This window comes from Cyclobacterium amurskyense, from assembly GCF_001050135.1.
Taxonomy (GTDB): Bacteria; Bacteroidota; Bacteroidia; order Cytophagales; family Cyclobacteriaceae; genus Cyclobacterium; species Cyclobacterium amurskyense.
Map to the genome: position 1 here is coordinate 4494012 of NZ_CP012040.1, position 25613 is coordinate 4519624.

General features: G+C 39.8%; 14 protein-coding genes. 8 read left to right on the top strand and 6 right to left on the bottom strand.

Translation table 11 applies throughout. The features are described from left to right. Window positions 1–793 precede the first annotated feature (793 nt). Together CA2015_RS18310 and CA2015_RS18315 are read left to right on the top strand one after the other, a co-directional pair. Window positions 794–4048, top strand: a complete 3255-nt coding sequence (locus CA2015_RS18310) for a SusC/RagA family TonB-linked outer membrane protein (protein ID WP_048643208.1) — start codon at window positions 794–796, stop codon at window positions 4046–4048. Between the two features lie 14 nt (window positions 4049–4062). Continuing rightward, a complete protein-coding gene (locus CA2015_RS18315) occupies window positions 4063–5595 on the top strand; it encodes a RagB/SusD family nutrient uptake outer membrane protein (protein WP_048643209.1) in 1533 nt (510 codons plus the stop codon). 526 nt (window positions 5596–6121) lie between these two features. Here the strand turns inward: CA2015_RS18315 and CA2015_RS18320 are convergent. Continuing rightward, the gene (locus CA2015_RS18320) at window positions 6122–9061 is read right to left on the bottom strand and encodes a PVC-type heme-binding CxxCH protein (RefSeq protein ID WP_048643210.1); all 2940 of its coding nucleotides are present in this window, start codon (window positions 9059–9061) and stop codon (window positions 6122–6124) included. A 441-nt stretch (window positions 9062–9502) separates the two neighbouring features. Between CA2015_RS18320 and CA2015_RS18325 the strand changes: the two genes are divergently transcribed. The 4 genes from CA2015_RS18325 (at window position 9503) to CA2015_RS18340 (ending at window position 15756) form a co-directional block, all read left to right on the top strand. Beyond that, window positions 9503–10912, top strand: a complete 1410-nt coding sequence (locus CA2015_RS18325) for a Gfo/Idh/MocA family protein (RefSeq protein WP_048644612.1) — start codon at window positions 9503–9505, stop codon at window positions 10910–10912. 299 nt (window positions 10913–11211) lie between these two features. Continuing rightward, on the top strand, window positions 11212–12690 hold the full coding sequence (locus CA2015_RS18330) for a sulfatase (RefSeq protein ID WP_048643211.1): 1479 nt from the start codon (window positions 11212–11214) through the stop codon (window positions 12688–12690). A 95-nt stretch (window positions 12691–12785) separates the two neighbouring features. After that, on the top strand, window positions 12786–14177 hold the full coding sequence (locus CA2015_RS18335; RefSeq protein ID WP_048643212.1) for a hypothetical protein: 1392 nt from the start codon (window positions 12786–12788) through the stop codon (window positions 14175–14177). 505 nt (window positions 14178–14682) lie between these two features. Next, on the top strand, window positions 14683–15756 hold the full coding sequence (locus tag CA2015_RS18340; protein WP_048644613.1) for a zinc-binding metallopeptidase family protein: 1074 nt from the start codon (window positions 14683–14685) through the stop codon (window positions 15754–15756). Between the two features lie 80 nt (window positions 15757–15836). On the opposite strand, the gene CA2015_RS18345 is transcribed toward CA2015_RS18340, so the two are convergent. The 5 genes from CA2015_RS18345 to CA2015_RS18365 all read right to left on the bottom strand — a co-directional run bounded on the left by CA2015_RS18345 (window position 15837) and on the right by CA2015_RS18365 (window position 23449). Then, window positions 15837–17432 (bottom strand): FG-GAP repeat domain-containing protein, encoded by a 1596-nt coding sequence (locus CA2015_RS18345; protein WP_048643213.1) that lies wholly within the window; start codon window positions 17430–17432, stop codon window positions 15837–15839. A 22-nt stretch (window positions 17433–17454) separates the two neighbouring features. Beyond that, window positions 17455–18873 (bottom strand): Gfo/Idh/MocA family protein, encoded by a 1419-nt coding sequence (locus CA2015_RS18350; protein ID WP_048643214.1) that lies wholly within the window; start codon window positions 18871–18873, stop codon window positions 17455–17457. A 316-nt stretch (window positions 18874–19189) separates the two neighbouring features. Continuing rightward, window positions 19190–21214, bottom strand: coding sequence for an FAD-dependent oxidoreductase (locus tag CA2015_RS18355; protein WP_048643215.1), 2025 nt, complete (start codon window positions 21212–21214; stop codon window positions 19190–19192). Window positions 21215–21471: 257 nt separating this feature from the next. After that, the gene (locus CA2015_RS18360) at window positions 21472–22737 is read right to left on the bottom strand and encodes an exo-alpha-sialidase (RefSeq protein WP_240477838.1); all 1266 of its coding nucleotides are present in this window, start codon (window positions 22735–22737) and stop codon (window positions 21472–21474) included. 562 nt (window positions 22738–23299) lie between these two features. Further along, the gene (locus tag CA2015_RS18365; protein ID WP_157470543.1) at window positions 23300–23449 is read right to left on the bottom strand and encodes a hypothetical protein; all 150 of its coding nucleotides are present in this window, start codon (window positions 23447–23449) and stop codon (window positions 23300–23302) included. 476 nt (window positions 23450–23925) lie between these two features. On the opposite strand from CA2015_RS18365, the gene CA2015_RS18370 reads away from it, so the two are divergent. Together CA2015_RS18370 and CA2015_RS18375 are read left to right on the top strand one after the other, a co-directional pair. Continuing rightward, window positions 23926–24579 carry an RNA polymerase sigma factor gene (locus tag CA2015_RS18370; RefSeq protein ID WP_053086708.1) on the top strand — a complete coding sequence of 218 codons (654 nt, stop codon included), beginning with the start codon at window positions 23926–23928 and terminating at the stop codon, window positions 24577–24579. A gap of 10 nt (window positions 24580–24589) precedes the next feature. After that, on the top strand, window positions 24590–25612 hold the full coding sequence (locus CA2015_RS18375; protein WP_048643218.1) for a FecR family protein: 1023 nt from the start codon (window positions 24590–24592) through the stop codon (window positions 25610–25612). Window position 25613: the final 1 nt, after the last annotated feature.

Genomic DNA, 25613 nt, shown 5'->3' on the forward strand with positions numbered 1-25613 from the left:
GTAGGTAGTTTATATTCCCATATTCCGAATACTTATATTTTGTGTAATAGTATTAAATTAAGATTTAGTTTTATTTTAATATACAAAAGTAGAAAATCAACAATTGGTATCGAAAATTGATTTGTGTCTGAGAGGGCTTGTTTGGGAAAGTACTGGTGTTGACTTGCATTTTCGTTTTGGATTTAAGGTAGGAATTCTGGGTTTTAAAGCAAGACCAACAATTTCAGCGAGAAAGCAAGTCCAAATTGATAGGTAGGAATTTTGGGTGAACAATGGGCTTTCCTTGTCACATAATTTTTTTGTTAACTGAAATAGAGAAATACGTCATTATATAAAATTTGATACCTCCAATTAAAATTAATTGGTTGAGTTATGGTGTGTGAAATCTCGGTTCAACCCGGATCATTTAATAGAATTTCTTCGCTCTGACGATAGTCAGGGGTGATGTCTGTCCCGTGTTTATGGGAAGTGTTGCAATCGCAAGAAGATCAGACTGTTTTGAGATTTTAGCATAACACCGCTATGGTGAAATTGAAAACAGCAACGATTGGGTATTCTGAAGCGATTTCAGCTCGTAATAGATTGCCTATTGCCTATTTCTGATTTACCCAAACCTCAATTGTATGAAAAAGACAAATACAAGTTAGCCAGATTTCAAATGGATCTAATATGGATATGAAAGCGTGGCAGCATTTCCTGTTTCTAATTTCAGGATTGCGTAATTCGAAGGTGTCCAATTTTCCATTTGAGCTTTTGAATTCACTTAATTAATAACCCAAAATTAACCTTTCGTATGAAAAAAGTACTACTTAGGCTGTTCTATGCCTTATTGATTCCCTTGATAATAGGTTCTCAATTATTCGCCCATCCAGGATCATCTGGAATTGAAATAGCAAATAATAATTTTAAAGAAGCGAATGCTGACATTTCGTTTCCACTTATCAACCCCACAATTAGTGCCACGAAAAATTACCTAGTGCTTTTTGATAATGTGCTGCCAGCATCCTCTAAAGAAGAAAAGGCCTTTCGGTTAATTGACAATTTGAGGATTGAAAAAAAGGTAGACAAAGCCTTCAAAAAGATTATTGGTCAGGTGAAGGATTCGAACGGTGAACCAATTCCGGGAGTCACCATCACTGTTCTTGGCACCAATGTGGGTACAGTCACCGATCTAGAAGGGAAGTATTCGATTGATGTTGAAGAGGGGGGTACATTGGTTTTTTCCTTTATCGGTTTTAAATCCCAAAATGTACTACTTACAAATCAGTCCATTATCGATTTGATTTTGGAAGAAGATATGGCTAATCTTGATGAAGTGATAGTAGTAGGATATGGCACCCAGAAAAAAGCCAATATGACAGGTGCTGTTGCTACAGTGGGAGGGGACGAAATCATCAAAAGGCCATTAAATAATGTAGCCGGTTTGCTACAAGGAAAAGTATCAGGCCTACAAGTTTCTTCCCATTCGGGTAAACCAGGAAGTGAGAACAATGCCTTGAGAATAAGAGGTTTGGGAACTTTTAGTGCCGCAGGAAGTGAGCCGCTTGTTTTGATCAATGGCATTGCGGGTGATATGACAAATATTGACCCGAATGATATTGAATCCATTTCAGTTCTAAAAGATGCCGCTTCCAGTGCGATCTATGGAGCGAGGGCTGCCAATGGGGTGATTTTAATTACTACAAAAAGGGGTAGTGCTGGAGAATTGTCTGTAGAAATCCATAGCAATGTGCAGGCGCATACTGCTACCAGATTGCCTGAGTTACTAAGTAATTCTGCCGACTATATGATGTATTGGAACCAAGGTAGAGCACGAAGTGGTCAAACCCCATATTTTACGCAACAGGAAATTGATGCTTTCAGAAACAATCCCAATGACCCTATAAATTACCCCAATTTTGACTGGGTGGACCATTCATTTAATTCTGCTGTTGCCCAAATGCATTCTGTCAGAATAAGTGGAGGTAATGAAAAAACATCCGTTGGACTTTCGCTAGGTTACTTTGACCAGCCTGGAATTACCAGTCTTTATGAGTTTAAGAAATACAATGCCAGGTTAACTGTCGACACCAAAATAAACGATTGGTTAAAGGTTGGAGGTGACATTCAGCTGGTCAATAAAGACATACAGCGTAGTAATTGGGACAATGGAAACGTGGATTACCAGGTCTTGGCAATTTATGGTGCAGCACCTAATTACACGCCTACAATGACCTTAGCAGATGGTTCTACAGGATATGTGGCCAGGTACAGTTCAAATATAGGAGAGTGGACCGTACGGAACCCGGATGCGCAAAATGTTAGTGGCATTCAGACAGATATTAATATGAACGTTTTGCCTCAGTTTTATGCAGAGATCACACCTGTGAAAAACCTGACATGGTATACTAAAGGAGCCGTAACCTATGATTCCAGGGCATATAAAAATCATGAAAACCCTGTAGACAATTATTTCTTTAAGGATGGGGCATATGCACACAATAATTCCACCTGGCAATTGGGGGTGAGGGAAAATTGGTACTCAAGCATGTGGACTACCTTATACTCTACTTTGAATTATAAAAAAATATTTAACGATGTTCACAATGTCAATATACTAGGAGGTTACAATCAGGAATACAACCTAAGTAGGCAATTGAGAGGTAGCAGGGTTCATTTTCCTACCAATGATCTTAAAGAGTTGGATGCCGGAGCGCCTCTGGATCAAAGTACGGGAGGAAGTTCAAGTGAGTGGAGCATAATGTCCTTTTTTGGAAGGGCAATGTATGATTATAAAGAAAAATACCTGGTAGAAGCCAATGCCAGGTATGATGGAACCTCCCGAATTACACAGAAAAATAGATGGGGATTCTTTCCATCTGTTTCTGCTGGATGGAGAATTTCTCAAGAGCCTTTTTTAATGCAAAGTGACTGGGTGGAGAATTTTAAGATCAGGGCTTCTTGGGGCCAGTTGGGAAATCAGAATATTGGTCTTTATCCTTATCAAGAAGTATTGTCAACCACCTCCTATGCCTTTAATACAGCCTATCCAGGCGCAGTTTTAAATCGTTTGGTGGATCCATCCCTACGCTGGGAGACCACTACGATGACAGATATTGGTTTTGATTTGACTTTAAAGGAAGGATTGATTCATGTTACCTTTGATTGGTTTGATAAGGTCACAGATGATATTTTGTACAATGTGCCTATTCCTGCTAGTGTTGGGCTTTCTCCTCCTACGGTAAACTACGGTAAAATGAGAAATACCGGCATCGAGGTAGAACTTGGGTCTAGAAAACAATTTGGAGATTTCAGTTACGACCTGAGTGTTAATTTCTCGACGTATAAAAATGAAGTATTAAGAATATTGTCTCCTGTGTATGGGAATTATACCATTCAGGAAGGCCTGCCTTTTAACTCTCACTACATGGTGGAATGGATAGGAATATTCCAAAATGAGGAAGAAATTGCCAATAGCCCTACACATCAGTTTAATCCAAAACCTGGGGATTTGAAATTTAAAGACCAAAACAATGATGGCGTTATCAATGCAGAAGACCGAGTAGTGATGGATGGGGCTTATCCTAAATTCTATTACGGAACCTCTATTAATTTATCCTGGAAAAATTTTGATTTAAATGCATTCTTTCAAGGAGTAGAAGGTTACAAGCAAAGTACTCAGGGATTGACTTGGGGATTGGTTCCTTATATTCAGGGATCTCCTCCTCCCATAGATTTTATTAACAATATGTGGACCGGGGAAGGCTCAACCAATGCTCATCCTGCCATGTATATTTCAGGATATGCTCCTGTGACAGGGACTAGGAATTCCTACTGGTTGTTGGATGCCTCATATCTCAGACTAAAAAACCTCGCTGTGGGCTATAATTTACCTTCTAGCTTATTGCAGGGAATAGGGCTAGAATTTGCCAGGCTTTATATATCTGGAGACAACTTGTTTACCATTACGGATTGGCCAGGTTCCGACCCTGAGAGGGCCAATACCAATTGGTTTCAAGCCTACCCTCAGATTACCAGTTATACTTTAGGATTAAAAGTCAAACTTTAATAAACCTTATCAACATGAAAAAGATAATCAAAAATCATATTAAGGCCTTATTGTTTGTAAGTGTTTCTTTGGCCTTTTACTCCTGTGCGGAGTTTCTAGATAGAAATCCAACCACTGAAATATCAGGCCCAACCTTTTGGAAAACGCAGAATGATGCTGACATGGCCTTAGCGGGTTGTTATTCTAGATTGAATGTCAATAGCTTCAATTATGAAGGGATTTACTCACTTGATATCATGGCAGGGGATGCCAATGAAGGAGGCCAGAGTCTAGGAGCATCCTCTACAGGTACTTTTGCCATGGGAATAATGGAGTCCACCTCAGGCGGGCTGTTGGCCAATATATACAATGATTGCTACAGGGGAATAGCTTCTTGCAATTATTTTCTGGACAATATTGATAGGGTAGATATGCCGCCTTCCACAGTCACCAGATACAAAGGAGAAGTTCGGTTTCTCAGGGCCTTGTTTTATTTCAATCTGGCTGACTTTTATGGGGGAGTCCCTTTGTATACCAGCCCAGTATCAGCTGAAGAAGCGAAAGTTAAACAAAGTTCCTATGATCAGGTAATAGATCAGGTAATTACAGATTTGGATTTCGCTATCGAAAATCTTCCTAATACGGATTACAGTACAGGTGGTCATGCAGTTAAAGGAACAGCTTTGTCATTAAAAAGCAGGGTATTGTTGCACCAAAACGATTGGTCAGCAGCAGCAGCTGCTGCCAAACAAGTGATGGATGATGGACAATTCTCATTGTATCAGGGGAAATGGGGAGACATGTTCATTTCCAAAGGCCAGAATAACAATGAAGAGGTGATTTTTTCTACCAGGTACCTAAATCCTGACAATTCCAGCCAGCAGGATATAAGAATATTATGGCATGGCATATGGAACCCCAGACAAGAGTTGAGGAATGCATTTGAATGCGTTGATGGTTTACCCATCTCAGAATCTCCGCTTTATGATGCTGACAATTGGAAAGAAAACAGGGATCCCCGATTGGGACAGACCATGCGGAATTTTCTGGATCCTGCAGTAAAGGAATCTGGGGAGGTCGTTGAGTTTGCATACAATGGTGTTTCCATGACAGGTTTGATGCCTGCCAAGGGAGGGGATATTGAAACCCTCCCGATTGATTATTCTACCAAAAGTGATCATGACGTGATCCTTATCCGCTTTGCAGAAGTATTGATGAATTATGCTGAAGCTACCAATGAAATAAGCGGACCAACTCCCGAAGTTTATGAAGCTGTGAATAGGGTGAGAATGAGAGAAGGTGTGAATATGCCACCCTTACCAAGCGGACTTAGCAAAGAAGAAATGCGGGAGAGAATAAGGAACGAAAGAAGAGTGGAATTTGCTTTTGAAGGTATGAGGTACCGGGACATTAAAAGGTGGAAAACAGCAGAGGTGTATATTCCTACTTTGGTGGAACCATCGTCTCAATTAAATAGAAGTTTTGACCCAAACAAACATTATTTATTTCCATTTCCACAATCAGAAATTGACATCAATCCAGAATTGGTGCAAAACCCTGGGTATTGATTAGGGATGACATGGACTTAGGATAAAAACAAGCTTTATTCAATCAAAATGTTTTGGTTAATCTTGGAAAAAGACTGCATCTTACAAAAGGGGGCTGGCCAGTTTCAGGCCCCTTTTTAAGGTTTATTTCTGAAAGGTGTAGTATGATAAAATCCGATAAATAAGCCTTTAAACCCGGATTATGCAATAGAATTTCTCCGTCCTAACAATAGTCAGGGGTGAAGCCTGTCCCGTGTTTACGGGAAGTGTTGCAATCGCAAGAAAATCAGGCTGTTTGGAGATTTTAGCATAGCATCGCTATGGTGAAATTGAAAACAGCAACAAAGTGCCTGATTTTAAAGCGATTTCAGCACGTAATAGATTGTCTATTGCATATTTCGGGTTTAAATAGATTGCAATAAGTTTTCATTTGTCTATTTTAGAATAGACAACAAATAAAAATCACCAATCTTTCCAAGGTCATTTGACTTTTAGAAAGATTGGTGATTTTTTTGATTAACCTGTTAAGGTCTAGGGATTTTAAAAATTAATTGGTCTCAGAATTTAAGCCTACCAAATATGCGGTAAGGTTTGAAATATCTGCTTCATTCATTTTTAAATCAGAAGGTTTCGGCATAATGCTGGTTCCAAATCTTTTCCTTGAAGCAATATCACTGGCTTGTATATTGTAAACTTCATTTTGCAAACCTTCCAATACCACAATTGGGCCATCTGCTTGTAAGAAACCATAAGCTACCGTTCCATCTTTTAAGGTGATTAGCCACATTTCATAACCAAATGCTACTCCGGCACTCGGATTAGTGATGGCATCCAACAGTCCGTTTTGATCAAGCTTGGCACCAATCATGCTCAAATTAGGTCCAATATTTCGGCCTTCCTCACCAATTTGATGGCAGGTAGCACATTTGCCTAAATAAACCTGCTTTCCTTTGGTTGCATCTCCTTTCAAGGCGGTGATATCTGCCACTGCCAATGGGCTGGATTCAGCAGGGTTAGAAAAGTAATCTCCGGCCAAAACACGGATGGCTTGCTCTGGATTTTGGAAAATCACCGAACTGATTTCGGATTTCAATTTGTCTGAAAGTCCCTCTTTCTCTGCCAAACCAATTAACATCATTCCTCCGGTTTTATCTTTTGCCATGGCTTTAGCTGCCTTTATCTTTTCTGCTTCAGGGCTACTTTTGCTCTCAATTACGGACTTAAAAGTTAACATCTCCTTTTGGATCTCCGGACTGAGATTGGCCTTCAACTCAGGGATGTCAATGGCGAATTCGTTCCAATCATTGTTTCTTCGGTACCTCAGCCACCATAAAGCTTGGTCTTTAACATCTGCTATATTTGTGGCCGCAATTTCCTGCATGGCATTTACTGCCTTTTGGTCATTGATAAATCCAAGGGCCGTGACAGCTTTTTTGCGTTGAGCATCTGATAATTGTTCAGACATGGCCCTGTCTTTTAATCCGCTAATAGCTTGCTTTGGATGTAAACGCCAAGTGAGGTCTTCAAACCCTGGATTCCAGTCGAGGGGTTCAGCTCCCAATTCCTGATTTAGGGCAGTATAGATCTCTTCTTCCTTTCCTTCCATGGCCAAACCAAGCGCTTCCACATAATACCGGTCTTCTCCGTCGTGATGGGAAGCCAATTCAATTAAAATAGCTTTAACCTCGTTCATAGGCATGTCCCGCATGGCCACAGCTACTTCCCTACGCACTGCTGCAGATGGATCTGAGCTTAATTTACTAGCATAAGGTAAGATATCCGTTTTTACCTGCCTTAAAGCCCTGAAAGCAGTTAATCGTAAGTCAGGATTGTCTGCTTCCAATTGGTTTTCCACGGCTTGAATGCCTTCACTGCCCATATTAGACAATAGCCAAATGGCTCTAGCCTGATGGTAAGGGTTTTTATCCTTTAATACTGCTTTTACTTCTTCAACGGCCTGACTGCCTTGTTTTGCCAGTAATGCAAAGCCAGCATTACGCACGTTGACAGCCGGATTTTTCAATGCTGCTATTTGTCCTTGGGTAGTGGAAAGGTCGATGGTAGGTTTAGGAAGATTCTTTCCCTTTGGGGTAATGCGGTAAATCCTTCCGTAACCGGTGCTATCAATCATTCGGTGGCCACCCACCATTCCATCGTACCAATCGGCAACATAGATTGCCCCATCTGTTCCTACAACAACATCACTTGGACGAAACCATTTGGTTTTGTCAGCGTCCGTTGCCCGGCTTTTAGCATCTTCAACCTCTTCTTCTTTTAGAGATGTGATTAAATTATGTCGGTTTAATGCAAATCCAGCACCGGTAGGCTCTGGTTTGTAAGCCAATATTACATTTCTACCGGCCTCACTTGCGAATAATGTTCCTTGGTATTTTTCACCCAATAAATCACTTTCATAAAAAGTAATGCCTGTAGGTGAACCTGATCCCGTATTGTCTCCAAATGGGATTACTCCAGGATCTTCTTGATGCCAATGCGCCATTGCTGTGGTCTGTCCTGGACGACGGTCTGCCTGCCATTTTCTGGAACCATCAGTATTGAAATACCCCATGTTTCCACCTTCCATCAGCCATGAAACACGAACGCCTTTATTGCCATCATCATCATTGTCATTCTGCCACATATTGCCGTAAGAGTCCAAAGCCAATTCGTAAGAATTCCTAAAGTTATGGCCCAAAACTTTAAGGCCGGTGCCATCCGGATTGATCCGCATAGCAATGCCGCCAACCCACATTTTGCCATCGTCACTGACCATGCCAGGTTCGTTGTCTATCATATGAGGAGACCCGCCATTGTAAAGGCTACCTGATCGCAAGGTCCAGCCACTTTTATCCGTTACTATATGAGGTCCGGCATTGCCTGCATTAAAATAATACTTTCCATCAGGTCCTGCCATCATAGCGTGCAATCCATGGTCATGGTCAAAACCTCCGAAACCTGTCAAAAACACTTCTTTATTATCTGGCTTGTCATCACCGTCCGAGTCTGTATATATTATGACGGAAGGACCACTTGAAACGATCACCTTGTCACCAATTACAGAGATTCCCAAAGGGGCTGTCAGGTCCTTGTCCTGAACAAATACCTTAGAGCTTTCTGCTACTCCATCTCCATCTTTATCCTCCAGAATTACTACTCTGTCGCCTTCTTCGTGGTGTTTGAATTTTCCCGGATCATTGCGGAACAAACGGTAGTTGAGTGCTTCTGTGACCCAAATTCTTCCTTTAGCATCCACATCCATGTTGGTAGGATTGAAAAACTGAGGCGATTCGGCCCAAAGGGTAGCCTCTAAATCATTGGGTAAATAGAGTTGGGTTTTTTCTGAATAATATTTCTCATCTAGTGAAAACGGTTTTTTCTGCACTTCTTTTTTACAGCTTTGGCTGAGCAAAGCGATGCAGAAGATCAGCCCACCAAAAAAAACTTTTTTGATTAGGGTAGGCATTTGATTTAGAAATGTTTTATGCATTATTATTTTAGATTAGGGGTTATTTGTTGCTTCTTTTGATGTTTTCTATCGAATAGTTCTGTTTTTACAAAAGGCACTAAATGTATAAAAAAAAGACATCAATCGAAAATTTTGTTTACCTGCAAAAAAAGTTGTTTAAATTTTTATAAACCTTAAAAATGGGCTTTTACCGAAAAGGTCAATTAAATGATAGAGCAATATTTTTCATTTTTTGCATTAATCTTATGGTTTGGTTTACAGAAAGTAAGGCCAATAAATTATTTGTTTAATCTCAAAAGTAAATGTTATCGTGGGAAGTGGGAATAGGCTAATATTATACTACTGTTTGGCCGGTAGATTATGCATAATCACCTATTAGAAGCTAAAAAATCAAGTTTTTATTTTATTAAATTAAAATAAATGATTAATATCCTGCTTATCCATTTCTTATACAATTTCAACATGACAAAACGAAGAGAGTTTATAAAGAAAGCAACTTTAGGTTCAGCAGGGATTTCCATAGGTGCAATGGCTTTTAGTGCCAAAAGTTATGGGGCCATTATCGGTTCAAATGAGCGTATTAATTTAGCCCAGATTGGTATCAGAAATCAAGGTACCGTACACATTAATAACTATTGCAGCCTGAAAGACAGTCACAATGTGATTTTGAAGGTACTTTGTGATACAGATGAAAATCTTTTTGATGCCAAATCAAAAATAGTAAGCGACAAAACTGGTGTTAAACCAGAATTGGAATGGGATTTAAGAAAAGTGTTGGATAACAAGGAAGTAGATGCAGTTTCCATTGCAACGCCAAATCATTGGCATGCCCTGGCTTCAATTTGGGCTTGTCAGGCTGGGAAACATGTGTATGTAGAAAAACCTGCCTCACATAATATATGGGAAGGAAGGAAAATGATTCAGGCAGCTCAGAAAAGTGGATTGACAGTGCAGGTTGGATTAACTAACCGTTCTTACAATAACGTAAGAGATGCGATGCAATTTTTGCATGAAGGAGGTATTGGCAAGTTATACATGGCTAGGGTCCTTACTTATAAATTCAGAAATTCTTATGGTACAGGGGCCAATGGCACACCTCCTGCTGGTTTCCATTACAACCAATGGCTGGGACCAGCTACCTACCGTCCTTACAATGAGAAGAGAAGTCACTACAATTGGCATTGGTACTGGGATACGGGAAATGGTGACTCTGGCAATACTGGAACCCATCAATTGGATATCGCCCGATGGGGACTTCAGAAAAATGAACACCCGGAAACCATCTATTCTATGGGAGGAATTTATGGCTTTAAAAAGGATGATTGTGAAGCTGAAAACTGTACCCCTGGCACAAGGGTTTATGGAGACGTGAATACTTATGGCCATGACAAATCAGGTCAGGAAACGCCAAATATACAAACTGGCTTGTTTAAATATGCCGATGGAACCATGCTTGAATATGAAGCCCGTGGAAGGTATACCAACCATGAAGGAAGTGATGGCAAGGAAGTGGGAAACCTTTTTTATGGAGAAGATGGATGGTTAGAAATCAGCGGCAATTCCTGGAGGGCTTTCCATCATCGCGACACAAAACCTTTTGCGAGTTCCAAAGAAGGCGGAGTGGAACAAAAAGCAAGCCTCTTTTCCAACTATATTGAAGCAATCCGTTCCGGTGACAATACCATGCTCCAATGTGATATGCGAGAAGGTTTTTATTCGACAGCCTTGCCTTTATTGGCCAATATTTCTTACCGAGTCAAACGCGAACTAAAGTTTATGGGCGATTATGAGAAGTTTGCTAACGATCCGGAAGCAGATACTTTGCTCTCTAGGGTATACAGAGAACCCTTTGCTGTTCCCAATGAAATTTAGTAGGAAGTAAATTCCCTAATCAAATTCAATGATGGAGAAAGGTTATGGAAAATTGCCCTTGTGCTTTATAACCACGAGGGCAATTTTCCTACTACAATAATTCGCTCATTGGATTTAAGTAAGCTAATGAAATGATTGCTGTTAGGTCTGTTTTAGCCATGGTAAAATACTTTTCTTGTTTTCTTTCTTTAGGGCTTACTTAAAATAGTACAGCTTAATTTCTCCTTTACTTTGCGAGAATACTTTGAACCTTTCTATATGTCATTCTTCCAGCCATTTAATAAATTCCTCCGATTGCCATGTTGAAAAGACAGATTATCTTCATTCTACTTATTAGTGGGTTATTCCTTGAATCTCATGGACAATCGACAAATAAACCTTTGCATCAACCGAATATACTTTTCCTAATGGTTGATGATTTAAGGCCGGAATTGGGATGCTATGATCAAGCACATATAAAATCTCCCAATATAGACAGGCTGGCACGAATGGGGCAGTTGTTTACACAAGCCTATGTCAACTATCCAGTTTGTGGGCCAAGCAGGGCCATTCTCCTTTCAGGTTTATATGGAAGTCCCAATCGCTTCAATGGTTGGAACTGTTCCCAGGACCAAGATGTACCAGGATTGGTAAGCTTACCCATGCATTTCAAAAACAACAATTATACGACTGTTTCACTTGGAAAGGTTTACAATAACTTCGAGGATGGGAAAGGCAGTTGGACTGAAGTATGGCGGCCTGCCATGACCACAACAGCATGGGATTACCAATCAGAGGAAGGGATAAGTATTTTTAAAAGGCTGAATGAAGACAGGCAATACAATACCCAAGCCAGAAACAATCAAAATTTACCAAACAGGGGGCCGGCCTTTGAAAATCCGGAAGTGCAAGATGTAGTTTATGAAGATGGGAGAATAGCCAGCAGGGCAATGGAAAAACTGCAGGAGTTTAAAGGCTCTGGAGAAGCATTTTTTATGGCTGTAGGTTTTAAAAAGCCTCACTTACCTTTTAATGCCCCCAAAAGGTATTGGGACCTTTATGATAGGGAAGAGATTGAATTGCCGGATAATTTTTATTCTCCTAAAAACGCACCAAAAGAATCCCTTCATAGCTACAGTGAACTTAGGGCCTATTCCAATATTCCCAATGAGGGCCCATTTTCGGAGGAACTTTCCAAAGCGCTTATCCATGGATATTATGCAAGTGTGAGCTATGTTGATTCCCAGGTGGGTAGGGTTTTGGATGAATTGGAAAATCTTGGACTAGATGAAAGTACCATAGTGGTGCTTTGGGGAGACCATGGATGGCAATTGGGAGAACATGCGCTTTGGTGCAAACACGCTAATTTTAATACTTCTATACGGATACCTCTTATTTTAAAAATACCAGGGAAATCAGCCAATATAAAACAGGAAGCATTGGTGGAAACCGTGGATTTATATCCCACGCTTTGTGACTTGGCAGGTATCAACTCACCGCTTCACGTGCAAGGAAAAAGCTTCGTAAAACTTTTAGACGATCCTAAGGCCGAAGGGAAAAATGCCATATACAGTAGGTCAAACCTTGGAGGTGAAACAGTCCTCACCAAAACACATGCCTACACTGAGTTTTATGACAGTAAGGGTACGCTAAAATCAAAAATGTTATTTGATTTAGCCAATGATCCTGATGAAAATGAAAACACAGTCGATAAGCCCCAAAACAAAGCCATTGTCGCCCAAATGTCTGAGTTGTTAAAAAATCACATGGTTAATAGGAATAGCATCCCATTGCCTTAAAGGCCTAAAAAAATGAATTATTGCCATGTTATTGACCATACTGACCACCAGGTAGTTTTGGAAGAAATGAAACTTAATCTAAAAAACCATTAATTATGATTAGAATCACTGTATTGTTTATGGCCCTTTGGACCATGGCTTTTTATAATCCAATACCTACACAAGCACAATCTGAAGGACTTAAAATTGGCGCTGCCACCAAAATGATCACTCCCGAATTGGGCAGTTGGGTGCAAGGAGCAGGGGTACCTAGAAAGGCCACTGAAGTCAGAGATGATCTTGAAGCCAATGGACTTTATTTTTCAAAAGGTGATTTTCAATTGCTTATGGTGAGTTGTGATTTTGCCGGAATTGAGCCTGACCTCAATGTGCGATTACGCGAAGCCATGGGAGTTGCAACTGGGATTTTGCCAAGAAATATCCTGATTTCCTCTACCCATACCCATGGAGGTCCGTCTTTGTTGAAAACCAATTACCTGATGCCTTTGGATACAGCCTATATGGAAGATTTAGTGCCATGGATGGTAGCATTGGCCAAAGAAGCCGTTGAGGCAGCACAACCGGGAAAAATTGGATGGGCGGAAGGTGAGGTTCAAATTGGATACAACCGCCGGTTGACTTGGGCAGATGGTAGCCATTCCATGCACGGTGATGCAACTAGACCTGATTTTGCTGGCTTAGAAGGTCCTGATGATCCCCAACACCTGGCCATGTTTGCCGCTGATTTAAAGGGTAACCTTATTTCGGTAATGTACCATAACACTACGCATCCAACAATTTTTTATGCAGATGGTGTGTTCTCTGCTGATTTCCCTGGAGAGGTTAGAAAGACCTTTCGAAAGGAATTTAAGCAAAACCTTCCTGTGCTATTTTTAAATGGAGCACAAGGAGACATCAGCATGGACAATATGCTGGATAGAAAATCGGAATCCGATGAGGAGAAGATAAAGAAAATCACTGATTTGGTGGTAAAAGAGACAATGAGACTTTACAAAAATATTGAATACCAAACGGACCCAAAATTGGAACATCAGTACCATGATTTGAAGGTAAGTGTCAGGTTACCAGAAACTGGAACCCTGATCAGGTCTAAAGAAATTTTGAAGAGAATCGATAATGGGGAAAATATCCGAGGTATGGAAATGATCATGGCATTTGGCTCGGTGCACCTACAAGAAACATTTGGTGAGAATCCTTTTGACATTTTACCTGTGCACGCCATCAGGATTGGGGATTTGGCCATGGTTACCCAGCCTTGTGAATTGTTTAGTCAGTTTGGCTTGGATATCAAAAGGAGAAGCCCTGGCAAAAGTACCATCGTAGTGGGAATGACGGATGGCTACAATGGTTATTGCCCTACCATTTATGGGCTTCTAGGAGGTGGATATTCCGGATCACCTATAAGTTGGACCAGATTAGAACCTGAGGCTGGGTACAAAATTGTAGAAACCTCTGCAGTATTACTCAACAAGGTTTGGTCAAAATAAAAAAAGGTCGAATTGGAGCTAAATTTGTAAAGGTTAAGTTTAGCTTTAGTTCTAGTATTTTGGTTCTTTTCAACCCGGATTATGTAATAGAATTTCTCCGCCCTGAAGATAGTCAGGGGTGATAGCCTGTCCCGTGTTTACGGGAAGTGTTGCAATCGCAAGAAAATCAGGCTGTTTGGAGATTTTAGCATAGCACCGCTATGGTGAAATTGAAAACAGCAACGAAGTGGCTGATTTTAAAGCGATTTCAGCACGTAATAGATTGTCTATTGCATATTTCGGGTTCAATCCTAGAAGATCCTGGGGTATGAATCGAAGGCTATAAGGGTATTTCTTTGGGCTGACTCCATTCTAAATTAGAAAAGGCATTGAATATTTGGCGTAAAAAAAAAATCGATCGGCTTTTTGCTTTCTGTTAGTTTTTATGAAGGGGGATTTTATTCGGTATCAATTACTTGAGGTGTTTTTATCGCTGAAATTCCTTACATTTCCTAAAACATTAACCATGAAACTTTTCCAATGTGGCCATTGCCGGCAGCTGACATTTTTTGAAAATACCCATTGTAGCCATTGTCAGTCCTCATTGGGTTTTGATCCAATTAGTTTGGACTTGCTAGCACTTAAAGAATCCAATGGCCATTTTACCACAAAGGATGAAGCCAAAGTTGCCTTTCGCTTTTGCGAAAACAATAAGCTAGACGCCTGCAACTGGTTGATACCCCATGCGTCCAATGATCGATTTTGCAGGGCTTGTTCGCTAAATAGGGTTATACCGGATTTGGTTAATTCTGCTTATAAGAAAAGGTGGATAAAAATCGAACAAGCCAAACACAGATTGGTATATGCCTTATTGCGTTGGAATCTTCCCTTTTTTCCGTGGGAAGAATCTTCAGGGAAAGGACTGGGTTTTGAGTTTAAAGCCAGTCAACAGCAGGAAAATGTGTTGACTGGTCATGCTTCCGGTATTATTACCATGAACATCGCAGAGGCTGACGATGTAGAACGTGCCATGGCTAGAAAACAAATGGACGAAGTTTACAGGACTGTTTTGGGGCATTTCAGACATGAAATCGGTCATTATTATTGGGAGGTATTGATCGCAGAAACGGACTGGCTGGAAAAATTCCGGTCTATTTTTGGAGACGAAAGCATATCCTACTCCGATGCGTTGGATACACATTACAGTAAGGGGGCACCAGACAACTGGCAGGAGAACTTTATTTCTGCGTATGCCAGTGCACACCCATGGGAAGATTGGGCAGAGTCTTGGGCACATTACCTGCACATGGTGGACACGCTGGAGACTGCTAATGCTTTTGGCTTGTCCATAAACCCCAAACTAACGGGGATGCATGATATTGTTTCCACTCAATTTTCGGAGGATGCTTACGGTTATATTGATTTCTCAATGCTCCTCAATCAATGGACTTCATTGTCTTTGGCCTTAAACAGCTTGAATAGGAGCATGGGCCTTCCAGATCCATATCCTTTTGTCATTTCATCCCCAGTTAGCAAAAAGCTTGCATTTATTCATGAACTTATCCATAGCTTGGATTTGGATACTCAACAAAATGCTTAAGCCATTTTTCCCTTCATTGGTGCCAGAAATAGGCGATTCTACCTATTTCTGGCACCAATGTGGCGAAACCTAATGTTAATTTAGTGCTGTATTTCTAAATTTTGTAATATTAGCATAGGGCCATTAAGTTTTTTAAGTTCTTCTGAAGGATTGGCTTTATTGTCGTATTTGCCATTAGATCCAAGTAGCAAATCCAAGTCTCCATCTAAATCAATATCACCAATTTCAAAAGTAATCCACCTGGCATCCAATTTGGTGTTTAAAATTTTAGGCTGATAAGCATATGGGCTTTCTTGCTTTAGGTAAACGAAATCCTGCCTGCCGGATAAATTAAAGTCCGGGAAATAGGCTATTGCCACAATATCAATTTGGCCATCCTGATCAAAATCTGCTGCGGCACATTTATTAACTCCATTCATTGGGAAAAAATAAACCTGTTTAAAGTTATTTTTCCCATCATTTTCAAATATTCTTAGCCCGTGATAGGGTTTTGCTATGGGAGGATAATCTCCATTGTCCCCATTCCCATAAAGAATGTCCAGGTGTCCATCCTTGTTAAAATCTACCAAATCAAAAGATACGGAACCATAAGTAGGAGGAAACCGGAGAACCCTTTCTTCGGTAAATTGACCTTCTCCCTCATTGTAAAAGATGGAAATCCCTTCATCTCCTTGCGCAAAGAGGGCGACAATGTCCTTTTTCCCATCTCCGTTCATGTCTTTTACAACCGCATGAATGGCTCCCGCTACATTCTTTAAGGTGGTTTTTTTATAAGGGTGTTCCGGATTGCCTGAATTTTCAAACAAGGTAAGGGATCCGGTATAATACCCAAATTCTGCTACAAGTATATCATTAAGCCCATTGTCAGTCACATCTTCAAAAACTGTTTGAACAGGCCGGTTCAGTTGGCTTAAGAATTTTCTGAAAGATGAATAGTGAAGTTCTCCAGGATTTCTTAACAAGGTGATCAAATCTCCAAATTTGTTCTTTCCCGGGGAAAGCCTAAGCGAACCTGCCAGGGAGATGGATAGCTCATCCTTTCCAAATGCAATATCTGTCGGGGCAGAAGGAAGAGGGATCATTTGAGAAATTTTGTTGGCATTATTTAAAATGGTCAATGACCCTCGCTTCCCAGAAGCACCTCCAATATAGATGCCTTTTTGATTGGGAGCTGTTTTTAAGAACGTAATGTTTTGGAGCTTTCCATTTTCTTCTGGTTCTACCATTTCAAAACCTTCCAAATGGCCAATTTCATTTGCCTCCCAAATTGTTTGATTCAAGACTTCGGGCGCTTCTGCTAAATAATAATCTTTGATTTTTTGCCAATCTTCAGAGGAAATGCTAGGTGTTTCAGGAAACATATTGCTTTCCTCAACGGCCTTTCTGTTAATAGCTCCTTCGAGGATTTTACTTCTTGGTACCTCGGATTCATAAACCCCAAACAACCTCCCCATCAAAGGCAATACCGACCGCTCCCAGGTTTTTTTATCTAGTTCAGATGGTTCTGGATACAAATGACAGCTTTGGCAATGTTTTTTTGACAGTTCTTTCCCTGAGATGACATTCCTTTCCATTTGCTTTTGGATAGCTTCCTTTTCCCTTGGTCCTCCACAGGAAGAGTGAAGCAAAAGGCACAAGAAAATTACCCATAGCGATTGGATTTTATTATTTCTCATGAAATATTCCTTACCAAGCCCTTTATACTAAATTGGTTGTTCCACCTTCTTTTAAACTGATATCCATGCCTCGTTTATTGGTTTTCCAAGCACCTGAGGTAAAGTCAGGAACTTTCATGGTCTTCCCCTGTTGGGCTACTGATGCTTCACTCAAAGGAGTAACAGCTGTCCACAAGGCTGCATCATACACATCCATTTCCAAAGGCAATCCATTTCTTAGACAGTCAATTAGGCGCCAATCACTGGCCGTTACTCTTTCGTAAGATCTGCTTCCCTTGATTCCACCAGCTTGTGATACTTTTTCCTGGAAAGTCCTTGTCATCTTTGGGGTGTATTTTTCCACCAACGCTTTGAATTCACTTTCTTCCATGTAATCCTCACTAATCGCAATTCTAGGTGGGCGGGCTTCATAGATGCCTTTAGAACCACTGATTAGCTGAAACCTGGAACCAGGTCTAGGTGAACTGATGTCATGTTGCAACATGATGGTTCTCCCTTTAAAAGTACGAATCAGGGTTGTATTCATGTTTCCCCGGTATTTAAGCCCCTCATAGGGTTCGAAATAAGAATCACTTTCAGCCAATTCCTTCATTTTTGGCGCCATGGTAAAGTCACCACTGGAAATAGATACCAGGTATTCCATTTGATCGCCGTAATTGAGGTCCATCATCTGGGCCACTGGTCCAAGACCATGTTGAGGATAAAGGTTGCCATTTCTGCCTACATTTTCCTTTAAGCGCCATGGGCGATAACCAAACCAATTGTCGGCATCCCGCTCCCACCTGTCCGGTCCATTTACCCTATCATGAATGTAATTGCCTTCGCCATGAATCAATTCCCCAAAGAAACCATCTCTTGCCATATTTAAAATGGTGGCTGCCATTCCGTCATGACAAGACCCACAACCCATAAAGCAATGCTTTTTCGTCCTTTCTGAAGTTTCCACCACCTGCCAGCATTCTTCAAGGGAAATACCTACTGGCAATTCGGTATAAACATGCTTGTCTCTTTCCATGGCATATACGGCTATGGGAGCATGGAACTTCCATGGGGTTGCAATGTAGATCAGGTCTATGTCATTGCGGTCACAAAGCGCTTTGTAAGCTTCTTCACCATCTGTATAGGTGTCCGGATTGTGTCCATAACCTTCTATCGTCTTAAGTGCTTTTTCAATATTTCCGGGAAGAATGTCGCACAGCGCAATAATGTCTACGTTTTCTATACTTGCAAAACGGTTTAATGTTCCTGAACCCCGACTGCCCACGCCAATTAAACCCATCCGCACCCTGTCCATTTTTGGTGCGGCATAACCATGCATGTTAAAAGATTGCTTGTGTACCTGCGTTTTTGGGGTTTCAGCCTTTGACCTACTGGCACCTACAACAATACCAGCACCAGCCATACCGGCAACTTTGATAAATTCTCTGCGGTTATTTTTCATTTTTCAAGATCTTTTGTGGTCAAAAGTAAGTTGTAAAAATTGGAATGGTAAAGAGGATTCCTTCTGTCAATGAAATTTCTTAGTATGCGGTAATCCCTTTACTATATAGTCATTACCAGAGAAATAAAGAAACAATATTCTAAAAATAGTAACGGAAACGTTATCGAAGATCATGTGAAAAATTAAAAGTCAGGCGCTATATTTCATTCCCTATTCCAAGAAGTAAGATTAGGTGGTGCGCATGGATCAAAGCCGATTACTATTTATTCAGGCTTTACAGAATTTTGTAAAATGGATTTCTCAATGTTGTTCGGGTTTAAGTGTTTTTGTCTTTAGCCAATTCAGTTTCCTGATACAATTGGTACATGGCCATGCAGGCTTCCCCTCGTAGGACGTTGGATTTAAGTGCTCTTTTTTCATATAACCAGGACTCCGGCTGAAGATTTTTTCCATCGGATTTATTCATGGTTTGAAGGGTTTTCTGTAGGACTGAAATTGACACAACTTGGCCATTATTGTTCAGCTCGGCATCGATGGTGATTTCTGGATTATTGGTGATTTCTTCGAAAATGCCCAGCCACAGCTTACAATCTTCAGTTGATAAATGCTCCTGTGTCCTTGCCAAATAGGAATCAAAAAATCCTTTGGTACCCCAAAACTGTACCGCATCAAAAGCTTTATCCGCCCTGTCTATGTCCTTAAAGTAAGTCAGGATTTGATGGTTCTTAATTAAAATGTTCTGGAGTTCTAGCACAGGTACATCCTTAATTTCTACCTGCAATTCTCTGGACATGTGGGCAGCGATACCTGCAACCTGGCCAATTCCCATCCATAAGGGTTCCATTCTTACGGTAGAATAGGCAACATGTGTAGTGGATGCCGCCACCGGAACAATCAATCCCAGGACTTTTTCAGGAACCAGAATCCTGTAGGGAATCTGGTAAGGAGAGATTTCATACATCCCTATATAGCCTTCCAATACTTTATTGTCTTTTGATGGAACTTTGGAAACTGGAAAGCTGTCAATTGGAAATTCACCTGTAATAATGGTGTCTTCAAAAACCGTGGTTCTTTGGGCATCCTCGCGAAGGGTAACGTCATTTTCGGTGAGGGTGTACATTCCTTTTAATCTCCTGGCCTCGCGGATATACAATTGCCAAGGGAAGTGTTCATTGTCTGTAAATTCATCCTTGGGCAAGTGGTATTTCATGGCCAGGTTTCTGTGTTCTTCCGGAATTTCCGGATCATTCTGAACAAAGTAAATCAAGCCTAGGGTCAGTTCTCTATGTCTCTTGAATATTCTTTCTCGAGCAGCCCAGTCGGTTTCAGGATAAGCGTAATTTTCTCCCACAAATGGGAATCCCAATGGTCTTGGATTGATGTTAACATCATACTTTCGATTGGGTATTTCGGTGAAGGAAAAAACCCGGACCATTGTATCAAAGTGATCTGAATAATAACCATGCCCTTCTTTAAACACTTTGGGTGCACTTAATCTTCCGTCCTTTAAATCGTTAAAATATTCCACATAGTTGTTTCTGTCATAGCCATGAGGAGGTTCAGTAAGTACATAGCTGTTTGCTGGATCATCCGTCATGCACAAGCGATAGGTGTAGGCAGGCAACCTGCTATCTTCTTCACCACTGCCCCCTTCCAAAAATGCTTTTTCATTGAAATCAAAGAATATATGGCCGGCATGTGCTTCATTAAATTCCTCTTTTCCTTCCCTTCCCAAGCGATAAACTGCACCCGCAAGGGCAAAAACATCTCCTTCATAGGTAGCATCAACAAATACCTCAGCCTTTAGAAATCGAGTGTCTCCACTGGTACGGTCCTTAAACCTTAATCTGGAAATTTTTTCAGATTTCATCTCGGCTTCTTCTATTTGGTAATTGAATAGCACCTTGATGTTTTTCTCTTCCGCTATCATTTGATTAAATACCAGTTCGGCAACCGATGGTTCATAATAATAGCCTTCTTTGCAAAGGAGGACCTCTTTGGAGTTTTCTCCGTATTTGCCTGTATAGTATTGCAGGACCTTTTCGGTGAATTCCTTAAAAAGACCAGCAATGGCCTCTTTGTTTTCTATATCACTTTTGCCTAATCCGCTTGTGGTCATCCCGCCTAAGTGGGAATGGTATTCGGTAAGGATTACTTTAGAGCCCATTCTTGCCGCTGCAATTGCCGCCATTATTCCTGCAGGTGTTCCACCTATCACAGCAATATCAGCAAAGTTTTCCCCTTCCGAATTGGCATTTTTATATACACATGAAGCAGCTATTCCACTACCCGTAATTAGGGTTCCTAATGAACTTAATCTTATAAAATTTCTTCTATCCATTTTTAAATCAAAGTTTTAACAAGTGGCGAAACTTGAAGTATTCATTAGAGGCTTTAGGTTATAACCGGAATTTTCAACAATGTATGCCTTTATTTTTCAGCTTCAGATCGCCAAGGAAGGCGTTTATGGTTTAAATTTTAATGTCCAATAAGGGTTTAATATTTAGATATAGCGCATACCTTAAAAACGAAGTGAACTAGGTTAATTGATTAATTTTCGATTAATCGTACATTCTATACAATTCAATAAATAACCTTTTACTTTTTCAAGGGAGGCATTTCCAGCTTATCCAGATCAGTGATTTTAACCTTTAATACTTCTATTTTTTGCTTTACTGATCCAGCAAAGGCAATAAGCAAATGGCCATCTTGCTCAATCACATGTGGGTAATCGATGTGTCTGCCACCAGTCAGGTAACCCATTTTGGTAAATACCATGCCATCATCGCTAATGGCCAATGTGAGAGGGTCTCTTCTTTCAGGATGTGGATTAGAGACCAATACATACCTGCCATCGTTTAATCTTAAGCCATTGAATTTTGATCGGGCATCGGGGAAATTCGTTCGAACGGGATTGCTCCATGTCCGTCCATTGTCTATGGAGAACGCCCTGTACAGGTAGCCACTTTTCCTATTGTCTCTAAAGAGTGCCATCAGGTTTTTTCCGTCAGGCAGCACCCACCAATAGGGCTCTTCAGGATCCATTTCTGCGGTAGAGCCTGTTACGGGATAGGATTCCCATTGATCAAAGCCCTTAATTCCACCAAGCAAAAATTCAATGCCGGATTCTTTATAATCATAAGCTCTTCTGGACATTAGCCATTCTCCGGTAGGCAGAAGTTTTGGAGGGAAATTGTTGATGGCATTTTTATAAACTACTCCCTTTTCTTCCCATGAATTGGAGGCACCATTCCATTTATAAGCCCAAAGCTCCAGGCTTGGACCAAAAAAGCCTGCTGCCTCATCAAGGGATGCCAGGGCCAGAAGTTCCCCATCTCTTTGCCAGAAACCACGAGAAATCCAGCGTTTCCCTTTTTCAGTTCGGGTATTGTAATGTTCTGATTCTGGACCCGATCCTTCCGGGTAAGAGGTAAGAAAATCAGTTTTAGACCAGCTAAGTCCATCTGGACTAGTAGCATATTTCACTACCTGCCCAACCCTGTCTTCGACACCAGGGCCATCGCTCCACATCAGCCAGTACTTGCCTTCGTAAAAAGTGATATAGGAATGTTGATTAACACCACCACTTGTTTTTGCTTCCGAGAAAGTTGGGTGGTTTACGCCTTCCGCCGTCACGTCACTAACTAGTGCATGTGCGGAAGGGATTTTGGGGAGGTTATCAAAATCAATATCATGGGGGTGCTCAAACCAGTCTCCCATTAGCATTATTTTGGAGCTAGGATTGTTTACTGGATCCGGGTAATCTTCAATTGTGGTATTTTCCTTTTTATGCGTGCAACTGATTAATTGTGAAAATAAAAGGGCAATAAATACTATTCCTAAGGCTGATGCTTTTGTGGTCATGTTTATTAATTATAGGGCAAAACTTATTGTTTGGTAATTGATACTTATTAAATCCAATAGTATAGGTTTATTTTTATTTATCCCATATTTATTTGGTGTTTGTTGTACAAAATAGCCAAATTAATTTTATTAGGCTTCATTAATGGGTTTACTGGTAATAATAAGTGCTGAAATTAGAACTCCATTCCATAAAATTTTGGAAGATTAGTTTGATCAATATGAAATGTTGGTGCTGTCTAGAGTTGCAATTAAAGGTTTGCGAGGGAATCCAAAATTGAAAAAGACATGGGTAAACCCGGACCTTATAGCATTCGTGATAGCCTGTCCCGTGTTTACGGGAAGTGTTGCAATCGCAAGAAAATCAGGCTGTTTGGAGATTTTAGCATAGCACCGCTATGGTGAAATTGAAAACAGCAACGAAGTGGCTGATTTTGAATCGATTTCAGCACGTAATAGATTGTCTATTGCATATTTCGGGGTAAAATACAGTTGGGGCAGGGATCATCATGACCCATAAAGTAATGAGTCTAGAAGGAATAAATCATTACAATTGCAGACACTATTAAGCATTACTATCTTTTAAAAGGTTTCTTTCCATTGCTGCTGATGTTGTCGTCATACCAATGGATACCAAAACAACAGTTAATAGTTCAGCTTTGCCTCTGGAATAAAAATACCTAAAAAGGCCTATCAATAGTATAGCTAAAGCCAAGAGCAATCTTTTTAAATTTTTAAAAAAGGCCAAACATGAAGATATTTTTACTTTTACAAAATAGATCAAGTTGAAAATTGCCTGAATTGCAGATCATAAAATATAACCTGAGTGGGTTTAATTACCAATTGTAAGATTGTTATTTGGAAGGAAAAGTCTGATAGTAAAATCATTGAGTTATTCTTTAACCTCTAAAAAGCATTTCCTGACTTAATATTTTTTTAGCATAATGTCAAGTTTTTTTTATTATTTACCAATAATTCTATAGTTATAGAAATTTTACTCGGGCACGTACACAATATTATTTCAATTTTTATTGTATATATAGGTTTAATTTTGATTAATGGTAAAATATGTATTATTTATATTTATTTTATTGATTTATGAAAAAAATAATTTTTTAATGGGGTTGTTTTTCGACTTTTAATGCTCTTCTTTTATAGAGGACTACGATCAACCTTTACCACTAAATAGCAATGAAATCTATAATTAAAAAGAATAATTATTCAATTCAGCCTGAGGTATCATCTTTTCATCTAGAACCTCTTGAATTGGAAAAAGAGAAATCAGATAGAGAAATTTGGAAAGCTTTTGATAAAGGGGATGAATTGGCTTTTAATTTTATTTATCGGACCTATGTCAAAAAGATGTTTCATTATGGTTCTCAGGTTACTAAGGATGTTGAGTTGATAAAAGATTGTATACAAAATATTTTCATTTACCTACGAAGAAGAAGAGGAACTTTAGGAGAGGTATTATGTATAAAAGCTTACTTGTTTAAAATTTTAACAAGGGAAATTGTAAAGAATTTAAAGGTTGAAAAGCTATCTGAAACAAGGTATGAAGAAATAAAGGAGCAATTTTTCCCAATTTCAATCTGCCCTGAATCTATATTGATAAAAAGGGAAAGCGAGTTGGCAAACAAATTATTGGTAAGTGAAGCCCTTCAGAAGTTAACGAGTAGGCAACGTCAAGCTATATTATTATTGTATGAAGAAGGCATGAGTTATAAGCAAGTGGCCGAAACAATGGAGTTTAGCGACGTGAAATCAGCCAGAAAAATTGTGTATAGGGCAATGGCCATGCTTAAGGAATACCTAATTGACCAGAAAGAAAAATCAAAAGTGTGATACTTATATAATGAGGTATAAAGACTATGAATTAGTAGATTTTCTTGTAGATGAATTTTTTATCCTTTGGGTAAAAAATCCTGACAAGAATACCCAGCATTTTTGGGAAAAATGGCTGATAGAACATCCTGAGAAGCGAGACACTGTATTCAAGGCTATTTCTATCATCAGGTCTGTCGGTTACGAGGAGGGCGAGAATATGAGTGATAGCACCTATATTGATATTTTTGAAAATATAGTAAATGCAGACAAAGACCAAAAGACAATAAGTCAAATTACTAAGGGAGAATCAATAAATAGTTGGCTAAAGAATATAGCTGCAATGATCATTTTTGGCTTCTGTGGATGGATGGGATACTATCACGCCTTCCTTTATACTACACCTACTCCTGTATTAACTGAATCTTTTGTAATTAAGAGAAATACAAGTTCGGGAAATCGCTCCTTAATTACTTTAGCAGATAGTAGTAAGGTCTATTTAAATTCTTCCAGTGAAATTTCTTACCCTTCCAACTTAGGCAGTGGCGATCGATGGGTAAAGTTAACTGGTGAAGGATTTTTTGAAGTGAAGAAAAATGGAAAACCTTTCACTGTATTAATAGAAGATACTAAAATTGAGGTTTTAGGTACTTCATTTAATGTGAAAGTGGAGGAAGATAAATTATCAGTAGCCTTATTGACCGGAAAGGTGATGGTAAAAGATAAAAGAGGTAATCAGGTAGCATTAAGTCCAGATGAGATGCTAATAATGGAAAAAAGTGGGGATCTGTACAAAAGTGATTTTGACAGTCTTGAAGTAATAGGGTGGAAAGACAATGTATTGGTTTTTAAATCTGATTCTTTTGAGGAATGTAGAAAAAAAATTGAAGACTGGTTTGGAGTAGAACTAATCCTTATTGGAAAAATTCGAAAGGGTTGGGTTTACACTGGTACTTACAAAAATGAAAGTCTGGAGAATGTATTAAAAGGAGTAAATATTACTTCCGGGCTAAAATTTAGTCTCGAAGATAAAAAAGTTAAATTATACAACTAAA

Bases quoted from the DNA above. Each gene is read 5' to 3' on its own strand.
- CA2015_RS18310 (WP_048643208.1), top strand. From the start codon at position 794: ATGAAAAAAGTACTACTTAGGCTGTTCTATGCCTTATTGATTCCCTTG.
- CA2015_RS18315 (WP_048643209.1), top strand. From the start codon at position 4,063: ATGAAAAAGATAATCAAAAATCATATTAAGGCCTTATTGTTTGTAAGT.
- CA2015_RS18320 (WP_048643210.1), bottom strand. From the start codon at position 9,061: ATGCATAAAACATTTCTAAATCAAATGCCTACCCTAATCAAAAAAGTT.
- CA2015_RS18325 (WP_048644612.1), top strand. From the start codon at position 9,503: ATGACAAAACGAAGAGAGTTTATAAAGAAAGCAACTTTAGGTTCAGCA.
- CA2015_RS18330 (WP_048643211.1), top strand. From the start codon at position 11,212: ATGTTGAAAAGACAGATTATCTTCATTCTACTTATTAGTGGGTTATTC.
- CA2015_RS18335 (WP_048643212.1), top strand. From the start codon at position 12,786: ATGATTAGAATCACTGTATTGTTTATGGCCCTTTGGACCATGGCTTTT.
- CA2015_RS18340 (WP_048644613.1), top strand. From the start codon at position 14,683: ATGAAACTTTTCCAATGTGGCCATTGCCGGCAGCTGACATTTTTTGAA.
- CA2015_RS18345 (WP_048643213.1), bottom strand. From the start codon at position 17,432: ATGAGAAATAATAAAATCCAATCGCTATGGGTAATTTTCTTGTGCCTT.
- CA2015_RS18350 (WP_048643214.1), bottom strand. From the start codon at position 18,873: ATGAAAAATAACCGCAGAGAATTTATCAAAGTTGCCGGTATGGCTGGT.
- CA2015_RS18355 (WP_048643215.1), bottom strand. From the start codon at position 21,214: ATGGATAGAAGAAATTTTATAAGATTAAGTTCATTAGGAACCCTAATT.
- CA2015_RS18360 (WP_240477838.1), bottom strand. From the start codon at position 22,737: ATGACCACAAAAGCATCAGCCTTAGGAATAGTATTTATTGCCCTTTTA.
- CA2015_RS18370 (WP_053086708.1), top strand. From the start codon at position 23,926: ATGAAATCTATAATTAAAAAGAATAATTATTCAATTCAGCCTGAGGTA.
- CA2015_RS18375 (WP_048643218.1), top strand. From the start codon at position 24,590: ATGAGGTATAAAGACTATGAATTAGTAGATTTTCTTGTAGATGAATTT.